Raw genomic sequence first — 18,686 nt, 5'->3', positions numbered from 1 at the left:
GTGCCTTCCTCAGAAACGGCTGGAATTGGTGATGAACGTGAGCTTTCTCCTTGATTCACAAGAAAAATTTCCTTGACAGTCTCAGGACCCGAGACTATCGTGGGCCCCAGTGTGAAATCGTGGGATTTGGTGGGGCGGCCAACAAAGATGTTTCAAGGTGAGACAGCCATCACGGTCGACGACAAAGGTCGTCTGACGATCCCGACGTCGTATCGGGATCTGGTTGCCGACGCCTGTGCGAATCGTCTGGTCGTTACCTACAACCCCTTCGACACGGGTTGCCTGTGGATCTTTCCGTACGCGGAATGGGAGCAGGTCCGTGACCAGGTCAATGCGCTGCCCAGCGTCAAGGCCGTACATCGGGCTTTGCAGATGAAGCTGGTGGGTGCCGCGGCCATCGTCGAGCCTGACGGAGCGGCCCGCATCCTCCTTCCATCGAGCCAACGCTCGGCGGCTGGAATAGAAAAAAAGGCCGTCCTCCTCGGCATGGGCAACAAGTTCGAGCTTTGGAGCGAACAAGCCCACCTCGCCAAGATCCGGCAAACGATCGGCGAGGACGAGATCAGCGACGACATGGCGGAACTGCGGTTGTGACGAACTAATTCGAGGTCTTGGTGGAACGGGAGCGGGATGTGGCAATGGCGGGGCGCGATGTGCACATCCCTGTGATGCTCGACGAAGCGGTGGAGGGCCTCGCCTTGCGCGAGAACGGGCGCTATCTGGATGGGACCTTCGGCCGTGGCGGTCACGCCCGGGTGATCCTCGATCGCCTGTCCGCCGATGGCCGCCTGTTCCTGATGGACCGCGACCCCACGGCGATCGCCGTGGCTGAAGCCGATCTCGCCACCGATCCGCGTGTCGCCCTGCGCCACGAGAACTTCGCCACCATGGGCGAATGGACCGCGCTCGAAGGCGGACTCGACGGCATCCTGCTCGACCTCGGCGTGTCTTCCCCCCAGCTCGACGATCGCAGTCGCGGTTTCAGCTTCATGGCTGACGCGCCGCTCGACATGCGCATGGACACGACGCGTGGCATCAGCGCCGCTGACTTCCTCGCCGAAGCCGACGAGGTCGAGATCGCCGACGTGCTCTGGCGCTTCGGCGAAGAGCGCTTCAGCCGACGCATCGCCAAAGTGATCGTCGAGCGCCGCGCCACCGCACCGATCACCCGGACAGCCGAGCTGGCCGACCTCGTCGCCGGCTGCGTTGGTCGCCGCGAACCGGGCAAGAACCCGGCGACGCGCACCTTCCAGGCGCTGCGTATCCGCGTGAACGCCGAACTCGAATCCGTCGAGCGCGGCCTCGAAGCGGCGCTGGACCTGCTCAAGGTGGGCGGTCGTCTCGCCGTGATCAGCTTCCATTCGCTGGAAGACCGCACGGTGAAGCAGTTCATCCGCTCCCACGAGGGCCGTGTGCAGGGCAACCGCCGCGGGCCGCCGCCGGAGGCAGCGAAACAGGCCCGCCTCAAGCCGGTGGGCAAGGCGATTTTCCCGTCCGACGCCGAGGTGGCAGCGAACCCACGTTCGCGCTCCGCCGTGCTGCGCATCGCGGAGAAACTCGCATGAAAGTGTTCGGCGCGATCTGCCTCTCGATCCTGCTGCTGGCGGTCCTCGCCAGCGCGATCGGGGTGGTATGGACGCGCCACGAAAGCCGCGTGCTCTTCGTTGAGCTGTCGCGCATGCAGGGTCAGAAGGACGACATCGGCGTCGAGTACGGTCGTCTCGAGCTGGAGCAGGCCACGTACGCCGAACCAAGCCGCATCGATGCGGAAGCTCGCGCCAAGCTCGGCATGCTCACGCCGAGGCCGCAGGACATCCAGCTGGTGCGTCGATGAAAGCGCGTTACGGCAAGCCGGTCGTGCCGAGCCGCCGCCGCGGCCAGGGCCCAAGCCCGCGCAAGCGCATGACCGTGGTCGTCGCGCTGCTCAGCCTCTGTGCGTCGGGCCTCGTGGTTCGCGCGTTCTACCTGCAGGTGGTGAGCAAGCAGTTCTACCAGGATCAGGGCGATGCCCGTTTCCTGCGTGAAATGCCTATCGCCGTATCGCGTGGCACCATCTTCGACCGCAACGGTGAGCCGCTGGCGGTGTCCACTCCGGTCGCCTCGATCTGGGCCAATCCGCCGGAAGTGCTGGAGAACGAAGACCGCATTCCCGAGCTGGCGAAGGCGCTGCACGTCGACGCCGACGATCTCAAGCAGAAGATCGTCGCCCGCGCCGACAAGGAATTCATGTACATCGCGCGCCAGTTGCGTCCCGAGGACGCGCAGGCCATCGTCGACCTGAAGATCCCGGGCATTGCCTCCCAGCGCGAGTACCGCCGTTACTACCCGTCAGGTGCGGTGAACAGCCACATCCTTGGCTTCACCAATATCGATGACCACGGTCAGGAAGGTCTCGAGCTGGCCTTCGACGAATGGCTGGCCGGCAAGCCGGGTGCGAAGCGCGTCATTCGCGACCGCATGGGTCACGCGGTCGAAGACGTGGAGCTGGTGCGTGAGCCGCAGCCGGGGCGCGACATCACGCTGTCCATCGACCGTCGCATCCAGTACCTGGCATACAGCTCGCTGAAGGACGCCCTCGAGAAGAACAAGGCCGACTCCGGCTCCATCGTGGTCATGGACGTGCACACGGGTGAAGTGCTCGCCATGGCCAACCTGCCGACCTTCAACCCGAATGCCGTGCGTGGCAGCACGCCCAACGACCGTCGCAACCGCGCGGTCACCGACGTGGTCGAACCGGGTTCGACGATGAAGGCGTTTACCATGGCTGCCGCGCTCACCAGCGGCAAGTACACCCCCACCTCGCCGTTGATCGAGACCTCGCCCGGTACCTGGATGATGGGTGGGCACCCGGTCCGCGATACGCACAACTGGGGCACGCTCACCCCGACCGGCGTGATCACGAAGTCGTCCAACGTCGGTGCCGCGAAAATCGCCATGACGCTGGACACCGAATTCCTCTACACCATGTGGAAGTCCTTCGGCATCGGCAGCAGCACGGGCAGCGGCTTCCCGGGTGAAGCGGCCGGCTATCTGCCGGTCAGCCGTACCTGGAAGCCGATCGAAAAGTCACGCATGGCCTACGGCTACAACCTGAGCGTGACGCCTTTGCAGCTGGCCACCGGTTACGCCGCGATCGCCAACGGCGGCGCGCTGCGATCGCCCAGCTTCATCAAGGGTGCGGACAATCCGCCGAACCAGGTCATCACCTCAGAGGTGGCGCATCAGATCGTGCGGATGCTTGAGACCGTCCTTCAGCCGGGCGGCACCGGCTTTGGTTTCGCGTCAGTGGCCAACTACAGCGTGGCGGGCAAGACGGGTACCTCGCATAAATTCTCCGTCGGCGGTTACTACGCGAAGAATTACATCTCGCTCTTCGTCGGCATGATCCCGGCCACGGCGCCGCGTATCGTCACCGTCGTCGTGATCAACGACCCGCAAGGCGGCCACTACTATGGCGGCTCGGTCGCCGGTCCGGCCTTCGCCCAGGTGATGCAAGGTGCCGTGCGCCTGCTCGACATCCCGCCGGACAACGTTGGCCGCTGGTACGTCGGCGGCCCCAGCGTGGGTGGTCTGATCGGCGGCTCCAACGCACCGCCGCCGCAGGCGGACGACAGCGCGGCGGAAGAGGTGGTCCCGTGACCATGCCGCTCGCCGAACTTCTTCATGGCTTCGCCGACGCCTCGGGTGCCGGTGACATCGTCGTTTCGGGGCTTTCGCTGGATTCTCGCGAGATCGCCGACGGCAACGCCTTCGTCGCATTGCGCGGCGGCAAGGGGCATGGCATCGACTTCGCGGCGAACGCCGTGGCGCAGGGTGCCAGCGTGATCCTCGCCGAGCCGCCGTTCACCGAAGCCGATGCTGGCGTGCCGGTGGTTGTCGTCGACAAGCTGCGTGACAAGACCGGCGCGATCGCCGCCCGCTTCTTCGGCGAGCCATCGCAGTCGGTCGATCTCATCGGCGTCACCGGCACAAACGGCAAGACCTCCACCGTGCAGCTGATCGCGCAGGCACTGGCCTTCCTCGGTCGCAAGCCGGCCACGGTCGGCACGCTTGGCGCGGGCATGCACGGCGCCGTCGTCGAAGGCGAACGGACCACGCCGGATGCGATCAGCATGCAGGCCCTGATGGCCGATTTCCGTGACGCCGGTGCCTCGCACGTCGCGATGGAGGTCTCTTCGCACGCGCTGGAACAGGGGCGCGTTAACGCGCTGGCATTCGATGTCGCCGTGTTTACCAACCTGACCCGCGACCACCTCGACTACCACGGCACGATGGAAGCCTATGGCGCCGCCAAGGCGAAGCTGTTCGCCTTCGAAGGCCTGCGCGCCGCAGTGATCAACATCGACGACCCATTCGGCATCAAGCTGGCCAAGGGTCTGGGCGAAGGCATCGCGAAGCTGCGCACGACGATGGCGGGCGAGAGCACGGATAAGGACGCCGAAGTCCGCGCCGACATCATCGTGACGTCGGCCAAGGGTCTCTCGTTCAACCTCAATACGCCCTGGGGCATGCGCACCGTGCGTAGCGCGCTGCTGGGCCGCTTCAACGTCGCCAATTTGCTCGCCGTCGCAGCCGTACTGGGTGCGCTGGGCGAGCCATTCGACCGAATCCATGCGGCGCTGGAAGCCCTGGAACCGGTCAACGGCCGCATGAGCCGTCTGGGCGGCGACGGCCGCAAGCCGCTGGTCGTCGTCGATTACTCGCATACGCCGGACGCGCTCAAGCAAGCGTTGCTGGCGCTGCGTTCGCACACCAAGGGCAGGCTGATCTGCGTGTTCGGCGCCGGTGGCGACCGTGACCAGGGCAAGCGCCCCATCATGGCCGCGATCGCCGAGCGTCTCGCCGACGCGGTCATCGTCACCGACGACAACCCGCGCTCGGAAGACGGCGACACGATCGTCGCGCAGATCATGGAAGGCTTTGCCCACCGCGACACCATCCGGGTCGAGCGCGATCGCGCGCAAGCCATCGCCCTGGCGCTGGCCGATGCGAAAGCCGACGACGTCGTGCTCATCGCGGGCAAGGGTCACGAAACCTATCAGGAAGGTCCGCAGGGCAAGTTGCCCTTCGATGACCTCGCCGTTGCCCGTGAGGCGATGGCCAAGAGCAGCAGTAAAGGAGCCCGCGCATGATGCGCCTGTCCGCCGTCGCCCTCTGGTCCCGCGGCCGCCTGCAAGGCGCCGATGCCGAGGTCACCGGCTTTTCCATCGACACGCGCACGCTGAAGGCTGGCGACCTGTTCGTCGCCCTTCCGGGCGAGCGCGTGGACGCCCATGACTTTGTTGCCGCAGCCGCCGAGCGCGGCGCCGTCGCCGCGCTGGTCACGCGCCCGGTCGACGTGGCGATTCCCCAGGTGATCGTCGACGACACGCAGATCGCGCTGGGGGATCTGGCCAGTGCCGTACGCGCCCAGACCAGCGTGCGCGTGGTTGGTATCACCGGCTCCAACGGCAAGACCACGGTGAAGACGTTGACCGCGTCCATCCTGTCCCGTCACGGCCGCACGCACGTCAACGCCGGCAACCTCAACAATGAGATCGGGATGCCGCTGACCCTGCTGGCCATGCCGGCGGATACGCAATACCTCGTGCTCGAGATGGGCGCGGGCAAGCCGGGCGACATCGACTACCTGGCTGCCATCGCGCGGCCCGATATCGGCCTCGTCAACTCCATCGCGCCCGCGCATCTTGAGCGCATGGGCACGATCGAAGGCGTCGCCGAAACCAAGGGCGCGCTCTACCAGTCGCTGCCCGTCGATGGCGTCGCGGTGATCAACGCCGACGACACGCGCTTCGCTGGCTTCTTCGCCAACCTCGCCGGGACGCGCACCATTCTCCGCTATGGCCTCGAGCACCGCGCCGACATCGGTGCGGACATCATCGAGGAACGCATCGACGGCACGCACTTCGTCCTGTCGACGCCGCATGGCGACGGCGACGTGCACCTGCCGATGGCCGGTCGTCACAATGTCGCGAACGCGCTTGCCGCCGCCGCCATCGCGACCGCGCTCGATGTGCCCGTCGAGGTCATCGTCGAAGGTCTCGAGCAGGTGCCGCGTGTCGCCGGCCGCCTCAACCTGGAAGTGATGCCGGGCAACTGGGTCCTGATCGACGACAGCTACAACGCCAACCCGGGTTCCGCTGCCGCCGCGATCGACACCTTGTCGCTTGCTCGTGGCGAACGCTGGCTGATCCTCGGCGACATGGCCGAACTCGGTCCGGAGGCGATCAAGCTGCATGCCGGCATCGGCAAGCTCGCCCATGACCGCGGTATCGAACGGCTGCTCGCGACCGGCACGAAAACGGTCGCCGCGGTCGAGGCCTTCGGCCCGGGTGCGCAGCATTTCGCTACACAGGAGGCGCTGATCGAGGCGGCCTGCACGCAGATCCACGAGGGCGTGACCTGCCTCGTGAAGGGGTCACGTTCCTCCGGCATGGACCGGGTCGTGGCGGCAATGAAGAAACATGCTGAAGGAGCATCCGATGCTGCTTGAACTGGCGGAATGGATGGCTCGGCACTTCACGTCGCTGCATCTTTTCCAGTACATCACCTTCCGCGCGATCATGGCGGCGCTCACCGCGCTGGCCGTGTCGCTCCTGCTCGGCCCGGCGCTGATCCGCAAGCTGGCTGCGCTGAAAGCCGGGCAGGTGGTGCGCAGCGATGGTCCGCAGACGCATCTTTCCAAGGCCGGTACGCCGACCATGGGCGGCACGCTGATCCTGTTCGCCATCGGCATCGCCACGCTGCTCTGGGCCGATCTCGGCAACCGCTACATCTGGGTGGTGCTGTTGGTCACGCTCGCCTTCGGCGTCATCGGTTTCTACGACGACTACCGCAAGCTGGTACTCAAGGACAGTCGTGGCCTGGCCAGCCGCTGGAAGTATTTCTGGCAGTCGGTGTTCGGCCTGGCCGCGGCCGTGTTCCTTTACAAGACGCATCAGGCGCCGGCGGAAATCGCGCTGTACGTGCCGCTGTTCAAGCAGGTGGCGGTGCCACTCGGCCTGTTCTTCGTGGTGATCGGGTACTTCATCATCGTCGGCTTCTCCAACGCGGTGAACCTGACCGACGGTCTCGACGGCCTGGCGATCATGCCGAGCGTGCTGGTATCCGGTGCGCTGGGTATCTTCGCCTACCTCGCCGGCAACAAGCTGTTCTCCGAGTACCTCGGCATTCCGGCTATCCCGGGCGCCGGCGAGCTGGCGATCTTCTGCAGCGCGTTGTCCGGTGCGGGCCTCGGCTTCCTTTGGTTCAACACCTATCCGGCCCAGGTCTTCATGGGTGACGTCGGCGCACTGGCCATCGGCGCCGCCCTTGGTTGCGTCGCGCTGATCGTGCGGCAGGAAATCGTGTTGCTGGTGATGGGCGGCGTGTTCGTGATGGAAACCGCGTCGGTGATGCTGCAGGTCGCCAGCTTCAAGCTGCGTGGCAAGCGCATCTTCCGCATGGCGCCGATTCACCACCACTTCGAACTCAAGGGCTGGCCGGAACCCCGCGTCATCGTCCGCTTCTGGATCATCAGCGTCGTGCTGGTGCTTATCGGTCTGGCCACGTTGAAGGTGCGCTGAGAATCATGTTTGGCTTCGGCACAAAACAGGCGCAACGCCGACAGGGCCCGCGGGGGAGCTTCGACCTCCCGTTGCTCCTGGCCGCGCTCGCGCTCGCCGCATTGGGCGTGGTGATGGTCACCTCCAGTTCGATCGCCGTTGCCGACGGTTCGCACCAGGGTGCTTTCTATTATCTGAAGCGCCACCTCGTGTTCCTGTTCCTCGGTGGCTGCTTCGCCGCCGCGGCCATGCGCACCGAGCTGAAGACGCTCGAGAAGCACAGCTTCCTGCTCCTGCTGCTGGGCATCATCATGTTGCTCATGGTGTTCCTGCCTGTGTTCGGCATGCGCATCAACGGTGCGCGCCGCTGGGTGAACCTGCTGGTGACGAGCTTCCAGCCCGTCGAAGCGGTCAAGCTCATCCTCGTCGTTTACCTCGCCAGCTACCTGGTCCGCCATCGCGAAGGCGTGGAGTACGAGCTGTTCGGCGTGGTCAAGCCGGTCGGCGTGGCGGGTCTCATCGTGCTTCTGCTGCTCGCCCAGCCCGACTTCGGCTCCGCCGCCCTGGTCGTTGCCACGACGGTGGGGATGGTCTGGCTGGCCGGCGCGCGCATGCGCAACCTGCTCCTGCTGGCGACGCCGCTGGTTCCCGCGCTGATCTACGCGGCGACCGCGGAGGACTACCGCATCAAGCGCCTTACCTCGTTCCTCGATCCATTCAAGGATCCCTACAACGACGGCTTCCAGCTGAGCCAGGCGCTGATCGCCGTGGGTCGAGGCGAGTGGACCGGCGTGGGCCTGGGTTCGAGCGTGCAGAAATTGTTCTATCTGCCCGAAGCGCACACCGACTTCATCCTGGCGGTGCTTGCCGAAGAGCTTGGCCTGGCAGGCATCGTCCTGGTCATCTTCCTCTACGTCGTGCTGATCGGCCGCGGGCTTTACCTCGGCCTGAAGGGCGTCGAGCTCGGCCACCGCTTCTCAGGCTATGTCGCCTACGGTATCTCGCTGATGATGGGCTTCCAGGCCATGGTCTCGATCGGCGTGAACCTGGGTGTGTTGCCGACCAAGGGTCTCACGCTGCCGCTGATCAGCTCGGGCGGTTCGTCCGTGCTGATGACCTGCGCCATGGTCGGCGTGCTCCTGCGCGCCACGTTCGAGATCAATCGCGCCGAAGATGCACGCCAGACGGCGGTGCGCCTGCCCGCCAACGCCGTGCCGGATGCCTCCGCGCCGCTCGGGAGCATGGCATGAGCGCTCCCGTGCTGATCATGGCCGGCGGAACCGGCGGACACATTTTCCCGGGGCTCGCCGTCGCCGACGAGCTGCGCTCGCGCGGCGTGCCGGTTGCGTGGCTCGGTGCCGAGGGCGGCATGGAGACGCGGGTGGTGCCGGCACACGGTCTCGACCTGCACACCGTCGCCGTCGGTGGCCTTCGCGGCAAAGGCATCGCCACACGCCTGGTGGCACCGCTGATGCTTGCCCGCGCCCTGTTCGCCTCGCTGAAGTTGCTGCGCAAGTTGCGCCCGCGTTGCGTGCTCTCCATGGGTGGATACGTCGCCGGTCCCGCCGGCGTCGCCGCTCGCCTGGCCGGCATTCCGCTGGTGGTGCATGAGCAGAACGCCGTCGCCGGCTTCACCAACCGCAAGCTCGCCGGCTTCGCGAAGAAGGTGCTCACGGGCTTCCCCAACGTGTTGCCCAATGGCGAGTGGGTGGGTAATCCGGTGCGTGCGCGGATCGCCGCGCTGCCGACGCCCGACCAGCGCATGGCTGGCCGCGATGGCCGTCCACGCTTGCTGGTGCTCGGTGGGAGTCTCGGTGCGCGCACGCTCAACCTCGCGCTGCCGAAGGCACTTGCTTTCATGCGCAGCAGCCCGGACTTCGCCGCCGTCGAACCGGAAGTCGTGCACCAGACCGGCGAGCGCGGCCTCGAGGAAGCGCGTGCGGCCTACGCTTCCGCCGGCATCACCAACGCCAACGTCGTGCCCTTCATCGAGGACATGGCCGGCGCCTACGAATGGGCTGATGTCGCGGTCTGCCGCGCTGGCGCGTTGACGGTGGCCGAGCTGTGTGCGGCCGGCCTTGAAGCCTTGCTCGTACCCTTCCCGCACGCTGTCGACGATCACCAGGCGGTGAACGCGCGCGCCATGGTCGATGTCGGCGGCGCCCTGCTGCTGGCCGATGCCATGGCCGCCTCGTCCGACGGACACGAAAAAATTGCACTCATCCTGTCCCGCATGTTGCGGGACAGGGAACACATCCTTTCCGCGGCCAATGCGTCCCGTACGCTGGCCAAGCCCGACGCAGCAGCAACGATTGCACGTCACTGCATGGAGGTTTCCGCATGACGCCCGGTCGTTTGCGTGCCCACGACGATTTCATGACTTCGTTCCGCCGTGTCCATTTCATCGGCGTGGGCGGCGTCGGCATGAGCGGCATCGCCGAGGTGCTGAAGAACCTCGGCTACAGCGTGTCGGGCTCCGACCGCGCGCCGTCGCAGACCACCGAGCGCCTGGCCAGGCTGGGCGTCGAAGTACACATCGGCCATAACGCCGCCAACATCGATGGCGCCGATGTGATCGTCACCTCGAGCGCGATCCGCCAGGACAACCCTGAAATCGTCGCCGCCCAGGCCGCCCGCGTGCCGATGGTGCCGCGTGCGGAAATGCTTGGCGAACTGATGCGTTTCCGTCGTGGTATCGCCATCGCGGGGACGCACGGCAAGACGACCACGACCAGCCTGGTAGCCAGCGTGCTCGCCGAGGCGGACTACGACCCGACCTTCGTCATCGGTGGCCAGCTCAACGCCGCCGGTGCCAACGCGCGCCTGGGTACGGGCCAGTACCTCGTCGCCGAGGCCGATGAGTCGGACGGCTCGTTCCTGATGCTGTCGCCGGTGATGGCGGTCGTGACCAACATCGACGCCGACCACCTCGAGAACTACAACGGCGACTTCGCCCAGGTGAAGAAAGCCTTCCGCGATTTCCTGCATCGCCTGCCGTTCTACGGCATGGCCGTGCTGTGTATCGACGACGAGGAAACAGCCTTGCTCGCGCAGGACACCTCGCGCCGCATGCTGACCTACGCAATCGACAAGCCCGGCGCCGATGTCACGGCGACGAACGTGCACCAGATCGGCTTCGAGATGCACTTCGACCTGCACCTGCCCGGCATGGCCGGCACGCTGCCGGTCACGCTCAACCTGCCGGGCCGGCATAACGTGCAGAACGCACTCGCGGCCGCGGCGGTGGGCTGGCAGCTTGGTGTCGAGGCCGAAGCGATCGCCCGCGCGCTGGCCCGCTTCGAAGGCGTCGGCCGTCGCTTCCATCGTCGTGGTGAAGTCACGCTCGATACCGGCAAGGCACTCCTGATCGACGACTATGGCCACCACCCGCGCGAGCTCGCGGCCGTGTTCGCCGCCGCACGTGGCGGCTGGCCGGACCGTCGCCTGGTCGTCGCGTTCCAGCCGCATCGCTACAGCCGCACGCGCGACCTGCTCGACGACTTCGCCAACGTGCTTGCCGAAGTGGATGTGCTGGTGCTCACCGAGGTCTATCCGGCGGGCGAGTCGCCGATCGCCGGTGCCGACGGCAAGGCCCTTGCGCGTGCCATCCGTGCACGCGGCAAGACCGACCCGGTGCTTGTCGACCACCCGCGCGACCTGCGCGACACGCTGTCCGCGCTGGTGCGCGACAACGACCTGATCATGCTGCTGGGCGCCGGTGACATCGGCGCGGCGGCCGTCGAGCTGGGTAATGCCGGCCACCTGAGGACGAACAAGTAATGGATGACACACGCTTTCCCCGCCTGGTCACCGACGCCGCCGACTTCGGCCGCGTGGCGGTGGTGATGGGTGGCAATTCGGCCGAACGCGAAGTCTCGCTCGACTCCGGTCGCGGCGTGCTCGAGGCGCTGCGCTCGCGCGGCGTGGATGCGCATGCCATCGACGGCATCCCGGCCCTGCTCGACGCGGTACGTGCCGGGCATTTCGCGCGCGTGTTCAATATTCTTCACGGCGCCGGTGGCGAGAACGGTGAGCTTCAGGGTGCGCTGCAGGCGCTCGGCGTGCCATACACGGGCTCCGGCGTGCTCGGCTCGGCATTGTCACTGGACAAGGTCCGCGCAAAGCAGGTCTGGATCGCACTCGGCCTGCCGACCCCGAAGTTCCGCGCGCTTCCACGTGGTGCCGACGTTCACGCCGCGGCACGCGAGGTCGGCTTCCCGCTGATCGTGAAGCCGGCATGGGAAGGTTCCAGTGTCGGCGTGACGCGCGTGTTCGACGAAGCCGGTCTCGATGCCGCGGTGGAGCTCGCGCGCAAGTACCCCGGCGACATGCTGATGGAGACGTTGATCGAAGGCGATGGCGACGAGGGTGGCGAGTTCACCGTCGGCATCCTCGGCCGCGAAGTGCTGCCCACGATCAAGATCGTGCCGAAGGGTGAGTACTACGACTACAACGCCAAATACATTGCTGAAGACACGCAGTACATCGTGCCCGGCCTGACCGCGGCCGCCGAAGACGAGATGCGCGCCCTGGCGCTGACCGCCTTCGACGCGCTCGACTGCTTCGGTTGGGGTCGCGTCGACGTGATGCGCGATCGCCATGGCAAGAACTGGCTGCTCGAAGTGAATACCGCACCGGGCATGACCTCGCACTCGCTCGTGCCGAAAGCCGCTGCCGTGGAGGGCCTTGATTACCCGGCCCTGTGCTGGCGCGTCCTGGAAACCTCCGTGGAACGGGAGGGCGCGAAGGCATGAAAGGAGCCGCCGCCACGCGGATCGTCGCCTGGGGTATCGCCATTACGTTGGTGGTACTTCCCGTGGTCGGCGTGATGCAGGGCTGGTTCGCCGCTGGCCGCTGGCCGGTGACGAACATCAAGGTCGAGGCGGAGTTCGCGCACGTCAGTGCCGAACAGATCCGCAGCGCCGTGCTGCCTCGGCTTGGCAAGGGTTTCTTCGCGACCGACCTGGAAGACGTGCGCCACGCGATCGGTTCGCTGCCGTGGGTGGAGTCGGTGGAAGTGCGCAAGCGCTGGCCCGACACACTGCTGGTGCGTATCTACGAGCGCCAGCCGTTCGCGCGCTGGAACGAAGACCGCCTGATCAGCCGCCAGGGCCTCGTCTTCGATGCCCCCGGCGCCGACCAGATGGGCGACCTGCCACGGTTGCGCGGACCGGATTCGCGGCTGGCCGAAGTCGTGAGCTTCTACGCGCAGGCGCAGAAAGCCTTCGAGGGCAGGGCGCAGCTCGCCATCGTCGGCGTGAGCCTGAGCGAACGTGGTAGCTGGAGCGTCACGACCGAAAGCGGTGCCGAGATCGTCATCGGCGACCGCGATCAGGCCGACCGTCGCCTCGCCCGTTTCCTCGATGTCTACCCGCAACTTGTCGCCGGTCGGCGTGGCGGTTTCGCCTATGCCGACCTTCGTTACACCAACGGATTCGCCATCCGGTGGCCGGAATCGGAAACCACGGCCACACCCAAGGTCGGAAGCTGAGCTAAACCATGAGAAACAAGAACGACAAACAGCTCGTCGTCGGCCTCGATATCGGAACCTCGAAGGTCGTCGCGATCGTCGGCGAATACGAGCCGGGCGAACCGATCGAAGTGATCGGTATCGGCACCCATGTGTCGCGCGGCATGAAGCGTGGCTCGGTGGTCGACATCGAATCGACGGTCCATTCCATCCAGCGTGCCGTCGAAGAGGCCGAGCTGATGGCCGGCTGCGATATCCGCTCGGTCTACGCCTCCATTTCGGGTAGCCACCTGGAGACGCGCAACTCGCACGGTACCGCGGCCATCCGCGACCGCGAGGTGACGGCAGCCGACCTCGAGCAGGTACTCGAAGCCGCCAGCGCGGTAGCCATCCCGGCCGATCGCAAGGTGCTCTACAAGGAATCGCAGGAGTACCGCATCGACGGCCAGGACGGCATTCGCCATCCGGTCGGCATGAGTGGCGTACGCCTGGAAGCCAGCGTGCATCTGGTCACCGGTGCGGCCAGCGCGGTGCAGAACATATCCAAGTGCATCCAGCGCTGCGGTCTCTCGGTCGACGAACTGGTACCTGCTGCTGTCGCCAGCGCGAAGGCGGTGCTGACCGAAGACGAGCTCGAGCTCGGCGTCTGCCTTGTCGACATCGGCGCGGGCACCACCGATATCGCCATCTATACGCAGGGCTCGATCCGTTACACCAAGTCGCTGCCAGTCGGCGGCGACCAGGTCACCAACGACATCGCCTACGGCGTGCACACCCCGACCGCTCACGCGGAAGAGATCAAGATCAAATACGCGTGCGCGCTCGCCCAGCTTGCGCATGCGGAAGAAACGATCCAGGTACCGAGCGTCGGCGATCGGCCGCCGCGCCGTCTCGCGCGCCAGGCGCTCGCGCAGTCGGTGCAGGCCCGTTACGAGGAAATCTTCGAGATGGTGCAGGACGAACTGCGCCGCTCCGGTTACGAGAGCCTCGTCGCCGCCGGCATCGTCCTGACCGGCGGCGCATCGCGCATGGAAGGCGCACTCGAGCTGGCGGAAGAGATCTTCCACAAGATGGTCCGCATCGGCGTGCCCCAGCACGTGTCGGGCCTGGGCGATGTCGTATCCAGCGAGCTGCATTCGACCGGCGTGGGCCTGCTTCTGCACGGCTCGCGGTCGAGCGGCGCTTCGCGTAACACGAGTTCCGCCGTCGGCAACGTCGGCAGTGTGGTCGAAAAGTTCCGAAGCTGGTTCACCAAGAATTTCTAGGCAGTACCCGGAATGTCGGTGCCCGATGGAAGGGGGGTGCCGGGGCAAGAGGATGGCCCGCAACCCATGGCCGACAGGAGTCGGACTTGGGACATAAACCATAAAAACTAAAAGTTCTGCGGAGGACGGGAAATGTTTGAACTCATCGAAAAGCTGGCGCCGAACGCGGTCATCAAGGTCATCGGCGTGGGTGGTGGTGGCGGTAACGCCGTGGCCCACATGGTCAACTCCAATATCGAAGGCGTCGAGTTCGTCGTCGCCAACACCGACGCGCAGGCCATGAAGAGCTGCAACTCGCGCACCCATCTCCAGCTCGGTGGCAATGTCACCAAGGGCCTGGGTGCGGGTGCCAATCCGGAAGTGGGCCGTCAGGCCGCGCTTGAAGACCGTGAGCGCATCGAGGAAATGCTCGAAGGCGCGGACATGGTCTTCATTACCGCCGGCATGGGTGGTGGCACGGGTACCGGCGCGGCACCGGTCGTCGCCCAGCTCGCCAAGGAAAAGGGCATCCTCACGGTCGCGGTCGTCACCAAGCCGTTCCCGTTCGAAGGCCGTCGCCGCATGCAGGTCGCCCTCAAGGGTATTGAGGACCTGTCGCAGCACGTCGATTCGCTGATCACCGTGCCGAACGAAAAACTGCTCTCGGTACTCGGTCGCGAAGTGACCCTGCTCAATGCGTTCAAGGCGGCCAATGACGTGCTGCAGGGCGCGGTGCAGGGTATTGCCGACCTGATCACGGCCCCGGGCCTGATCAACGTCGACTTTGCCGACGTCCGTACCGTGATGAGCGAGATGGGCATGGCGATGATGGGCTCGGGTACGGCCCGCGGCGACGACCGCGCGCAGGCTGCCGCCGAGGCCGCGATCAACAACCCGCTGCTCGAGGACGTGAACCTCAACGGCGCCTGCGGCATCCTGGTCAACGTCACCGCCGGTCCGAACCTGACCATGCGCGAGTTCGACGAGATCGGCCGGGTGATCCACGACTTCGCTTCGGAAGACGCGACCGTGGTCATCGGTACCTCGCTCGATCCGGACATGCAGGACGACGTCCGCGTGACCGTGGTCGCTACGGGGCTGAACCGTGCGGGCGTGGCATCGAAGCAGCCGGTGCGTCAGCCGGTGCAGCAGCAGGTCGAAATGCGCCAGCGCCCGCGTCCGGTCGTGCTGCGCACGGGTACCGGCAATGAAGTGGTCGATTACGCTCAGCCCGACGTGGTTTCATCGACGCGCTCGGAGCCGGCACCGGCGAAGGGCGCCGAGCCGACGATCGATTACCTGGACATCCCGGCATTCCTGCGCCGCCAGGCCGATTGATTGCCGCGTCACATCAATAGAGGCACGTTAAGGACAACGTGAGGCTGATCCGGCACGATGCCGGGTCACCCGACGCTCCGCCGCCGGTCCCGTCCGGGCGGCGGAGCGTTGCCGTGTCGCCGGGACAGAATTACGAATATTCTCAAGTTCTTGAATGATCTGGGTTTCTGTCGCAGATTGAATGAGAATAGCTCGCGCTTAATGCTGAAGGGACAGTAAAGCGTTGCTTGACTGTACTGGCGAGTTCGTTTATTACGAGGTTAAGACTGTGTTAGCCTATTCGCCACTTATGGCTGCTGCCGGCTAAGGTTTGACCCAATATGATTAAGCAGCGCACGCTCAAGAACATCATTCGCGCCACCGGCGTCGGTCTTCATACCGGCGACAAGGTGTACATGACGCTTCGTCCGGCGGCGCCGAACACAGGCATCGTGTTTCGTCGCACCGACCTGAATCCGCCTGTCGAACTGCATTCGCGTCCCGAGAACGTCGGCGATACGCGTCTTTCGACCACGCTGATCAACGGCGACGTTCGCGTGTCCACGGTCGAGCACCTGCTCTCGGCCATGGCCGGTCTGGGTATCGACAACGCCTATGTCGACCTGTCCGCGCCGGAAGTGCCGATCATGGACGGCAGCGCCGGTCCCTTCGTCTTCCTCATCCAGTCCGCTGGTATCGAGGAGCAGGAGGCGGCGAAGCGCTTCATCCGTATCAAGAAGCCGGTCATCGTCCAGGACGGCGACAAGTGGGCCAAGCTCGAGCCGTTCGACGGTTTCAAGGTGGGCTTCTCGGTCGAGTTCGACCACCCGCTGTTCAACAAGCGCAATTCGCAGGCCGAGATGGATTTCTCGACGACGTCGTTCGTCAAGGAAGTCAGCCGCGCCCGCACCTTCGGTTTCATGCGCGACATCGAGATGCTCCGCGAGCGCAACCTGACGCTCGGCGGCTCCATGGACAACGCCGTGGTGCTCGACGACTACCGCGTGCTCAACGAAGACGGCCTCCGTTACGACAACGAGTTCGTCAAACATAAGATCCTCGACGCCATCGGCGACATCTACATGCTGGGCCACAGCCTGATCGGCGCGTATTCCGCGCACAAGTCGGGTCACGAGCTCAACAACAAGCTCCTTCGCAGTCTGATGGCCGATGTCACGGCCTGGGAAGAAGTCAGCTTCAAGGATCCGGCCAAGGCGCCGATTTCCTACGCCCAGCCCGCCCACGCGGTCTGAGGCAAGGCCCTTCGGGGCATCCGTCACAGCAGAAAGGCCGCGAGCGATCGCGGCCTTTTTTCGTTGGGATTGGGGGCTTTGGGATTCGGGGGCTTTCTTGCTCATGTGGGAGCCGCTTCAGCGGCGAAAAACCAACGGAGCGGAGACGCGGCAGGGCCCATCGCCGCTGAAGCGGCTCCCACATTTCCCTGTAACCGCACCCGTGATCTCCGTCACGCCTGCGTGAACTTTACGTCCATTTTAGGTGTTGAAACGGCAAGTGCGTGCTATAAAGTTTGCCGCCCCGGTGGATCCGGTGCTACTTACGGATCTAGCTTTTGGCTCGTAAGTATAGAATTAATCTGAGTTTTCGGCCTCGGAGGCCAGCTTCAGGAACAGATCCCGCAACGTGGGGTCGGAGAGTGACGCCGCGGCGGCTCGCAGATGGCGGGCGGCCGAGGCGGAAAGCGGTTTATGTCGGTCGGGAATCACTTCCTCGACCGGTAGGGGGGCCACTTTCACGGCAACCGAACTGGCTTTAGCGCCGATGGCGCGGGCGGCCTCGAGGATCTGCGTCTGGTAAAGACGCACCCGCGAAGCCCAGGCCGAGGAGGGCGCAAGGAAGACGAGCCGACCGTCACGCAGGTCCGCAAAGCGGACGTTGTCGCGCAACGGTTGAGGCAGCGTCGCGCGCAGCTGGCGGTCCAACGTGTCGAGTTCGCGGGCCCGTTTGGCCAGCGATGCGACAGGCCCGAACTCCGAGATGGACTTCAGTCCATGGGTGGAGCGTCGGGTCGGTTGGTACGGCGGTGGCATGGACCGGCTTCAACTATTCGATGTGGAACGTATGCAGATCATACTCGTGTCTCGTGGCCAGAAAGGGCCGAAAACGCTGGATCTCACCTGTCGGCGCATGCGCTGCAGGATGACAGCCATGGCCCTGGCCGGATTCATCGGTATTGCCGGCGTCGGCGCCGCGGTGGCCCTTGCCGTCGCCAGCCCGAAGGACCGTGCACTTGGCGACCTCAGTGGCCTTCAGGCGCAGGTGGGCGGCCAGAATGCCCAGGTAGCCCGGATCAAGCGTGATGCCCAGCGCGATCTCGATGCCCTGGCGGTCAAGCTTGGCCAGCTCCAGGCCCAGTCGGTCCGCCTGAACGCACTCGGTGAGCGCCTGACCCAGGTCGGCAAGCTGGACGACGGCGAGTTCAACTTCGACGAGGAGCCCGGTCAGGGCGGCCTCGAGGTCGCCAATGGACCGGATGCCGGCGCCTACGCGCTGCCTGAGTCCCTCGGTAAGAGCATCGACCAGCTGTCGGGTCAGTTCGACGCCCAGCAGGCCCAGCTCGAAGCCCTGCGCGACATGCTGATGGACCGCAGCATCGAATCGAGCCTGCGGCCCACCGGCATGCCGGTCAACGGCTACATTTCTTCGTATTTTGGCGGTCGCCCGGATCCCTTCAGCGGCCATAGCGCACGCCATACCGGCATCGACATCGCCGCACCCACAGGTACGCCGGTGACGGCCGTGGCTGAAGGCATGGTCACTTTTGCGGGTCAGCGCAGCGGCTATGGGGATGTCATCGAAATCGACCACGGTAACGGTTACATGACCCGTTACGCCCACAACAGCGCCCTCGTCGCCCATCCGGGGCAGCGCGTCCGCGTGGGGGATGTGATCGCCAAGGCCGGTTCCACCGGCCGTTCGACCGGCTCGCACGTGCATTTCGAGGTCTGGTACCACGATCGGGTGGTGAATCCGCTGGCCTTCGTCAAGAGCCACCGCTGATCGGGCTTGAATCCGGACCCGACAGCCGCCACCCCGAGGAAAGCCGGGGACGCCCGTAGTATGATCGTCCCTTCGTGCCGGTCGGCTTTGTGC

The 18,686-nt window shown here is 65.4% G+C and carries 17 protein-coding genes; 16 read left to right on the top strand and 1 reads right to left on the bottom strand.

The features are described from left to right. Window positions 1-147: 147 nt before the first annotated feature. The 15 genes from mraZ to lpxC all read left to right on the top strand — a co-directional run bounded on the left by mraZ (window position 148) and on the right by lpxC (window position 16,828). On the top strand, window positions 148-594 hold the full coding sequence (gene mraZ, locus C8J98_RS00650) for a division/cell wall cluster transcriptional repressor MraZ (RefSeq protein ID WP_107909942.1): 447 nt from the start codon (window positions 148-150) through the stop codon (window positions 592-594). 44 nt (window positions 595-638) lie between these two features. Further along, complete coding sequence (gene rsmH, locus C8J98_RS00645; protein ID WP_107909940.1) at window positions 639-1,565, top strand: 16S rRNA (cytosine(1402)-N(4))-methyltransferase RsmH; 927 nt, start codon at window positions 639-641, stop codon at window positions 1,563-1,565. Continuing rightward, on the top strand, window positions 1,562-1,834 hold the full coding sequence (gene ftsL / locus C8J98_RS00640; protein WP_107909939.1) for a cell division protein FtsL: 273 nt from the start codon (window positions 1,562-1,564) through the stop codon (window positions 1,832-1,834). The genes rsmH and ftsL overlap by 4 nt, the downstream gene beginning before the upstream one ends. Beyond that, the gene (locus C8J98_RS00635; protein ID WP_233260061.1) at window positions 1,831-3,639 is read left to right on the top strand and encodes a penicillin-binding protein 2; all 1,809 of its coding nucleotides are present in this window, start codon (window positions 1,831-1,833) and stop codon (window positions 3,637-3,639) included. Before ftsL ends, C8J98_RS00635 begins: the two co-directional genes overlap by 4 nt. A gap of 2 nt (window positions 3,640-3,641) precedes the next feature. Further along, window positions 3,642-5,132, top strand: a complete 1,491-nt coding sequence (locus C8J98_RS00630; RefSeq protein WP_107909937.1) for a UDP-N-acetylmuramoyl-L-alanyl-D-glutamate--2,6-diaminopimelate ligase — start codon at window positions 3,642-3,644, stop codon at window positions 5,130-5,132. Beyond that, window positions 5,129-6,493, top strand: coding sequence for a UDP-N-acetylmuramoyl-tripeptide--D-alanyl-D-alanine ligase (murF, locus tag C8J98_RS00625; RefSeq protein WP_107909935.1), 1,365 nt, complete (start codon window positions 5,129-5,131; stop codon window positions 6,491-6,493). The genes C8J98_RS00630 and murF overlap by 4 nt, the downstream gene beginning before the upstream one ends. Further along, complete coding sequence (gene mraY / locus C8J98_RS00620) at window positions 6,483-7,565, top strand: phospho-N-acetylmuramoyl-pentapeptide-transferase (RefSeq protein WP_107911076.1); 1,083 nt, start codon at window positions 6,483-6,485, stop codon at window positions 7,563-7,565. Before murF ends, mraY begins: the two co-directional genes overlap by 11 nt. Before the next feature lie 5 nt (window positions 7,566-7,570). Beyond that, on the top strand, window positions 7,571-8,794 hold the full coding sequence (gene ftsW, locus C8J98_RS00615; protein ID WP_107909934.1) for a putative lipid II flippase FtsW: 1,224 nt from the start codon (window positions 7,571-7,573) through the stop codon (window positions 8,792-8,794). Continuing rightward, window positions 8,791-9,888, top strand: coding sequence for an undecaprenyldiphospho-muramoylpentapeptide beta-N-acetylglucosaminyltransferase (murG, locus tag C8J98_RS00610; protein ID WP_107909932.1), 1,098 nt, complete (start codon window positions 8,791-8,793; stop codon window positions 9,886-9,888). The genes ftsW and murG overlap by 4 nt, the downstream gene beginning before the upstream one ends. Beyond that, window positions 9,885-11,324 (top strand): UDP-N-acetylmuramate--L-alanine ligase, encoded by a 1,440-nt coding sequence (gene murC, locus C8J98_RS00605; RefSeq protein ID WP_107909930.1) that lies wholly within the window; start codon window positions 9,885-9,887, stop codon window positions 11,322-11,324. The genes murG and murC overlap by 4 nt, the downstream gene beginning before the upstream one ends. Then, window positions 11,324-12,298, top strand: coding sequence for a D-alanine--D-alanine ligase (locus tag C8J98_RS00600; protein WP_107909928.1), 975 nt, complete (start codon window positions 11,324-11,326; stop codon window positions 12,296-12,298). Before murC ends, C8J98_RS00600 begins: the two co-directional genes overlap by 1 nt. Beyond that, window positions 12,295-13,035: a cell division protein FtsQ/DivIB gene (locus C8J98_RS00595; protein WP_107909926.1), complete on the top strand. Its 741-nt coding sequence runs from the start codon at window positions 12,295-12,297 to the stop codon at window positions 13,033-13,035. The genes C8J98_RS00600 and C8J98_RS00595 overlap by 4 nt, the downstream gene beginning before the upstream one ends. Window positions 13,036-13,043: 8 nt before the next feature. Next, window positions 13,044-14,279 (top strand): cell division protein FtsA, encoded by a 1,236-nt coding sequence (gene ftsA / locus C8J98_RS00590; protein ID WP_107909924.1) that lies wholly within the window; start codon window positions 13,044-13,046, stop codon window positions 14,277-14,279. A gap of 132 nt (window positions 14,280-14,411) precedes the next feature. Further along, on the top strand, window positions 14,412-15,596 hold the full coding sequence (gene ftsZ / locus C8J98_RS00585; RefSeq protein WP_107909922.1) for a cell division protein FtsZ: 1,185 nt from the start codon (window positions 14,412-14,414) through the stop codon (window positions 15,594-15,596). 320 nt (window positions 15,597-15,916) lie between these two features. Further along, window positions 15,917-16,828: a UDP-3-O-acyl-N-acetylglucosamine deacetylase gene (lpxC, locus tag C8J98_RS00580; RefSeq protein ID WP_107909920.1), complete on the top strand. Its 912-nt coding sequence runs from the start codon at window positions 15,917-15,919 to the stop codon at window positions 16,826-16,828. Between the two features lie 336 nt (window positions 16,829-17,164). Here the strand turns inward: lpxC and C8J98_RS00575 are convergent, their stop codons facing one another. Beyond that, entirely contained in the window at window positions 17,165-17,623 is a 459-nt protein-coding gene (locus C8J98_RS00575; protein WP_063574324.1) for a DUF721 domain-containing protein, read from the bottom strand. Window positions 17,624-17,654: 31 nt separating this feature from the next. Here C8J98_RS00575 and C8J98_RS00570 point away from each other — a divergent pair, with 31 nt between their 5' ends. After that, complete coding sequence (locus tag C8J98_RS00570; protein WP_107911074.1) at window positions 17,655-18,593, top strand: M23 family metallopeptidase; 939 nt, start codon at window positions 17,655-17,657, stop codon at window positions 18,591-18,593. Window positions 18,594-18,686: the final 93 nt, after the last annotated feature.

It is taken from the genome of Luteibacter sp. OK325, from assembly GCF_003050935.1.
Lineage (GTDB): Bacteria > Pseudomonadota > Gammaproteobacteria > Xanthomonadales > Rhodanobacteraceae > Luteibacter.
This window is presented reverse-complemented; position numbering and strand designations above follow the sequence as displayed.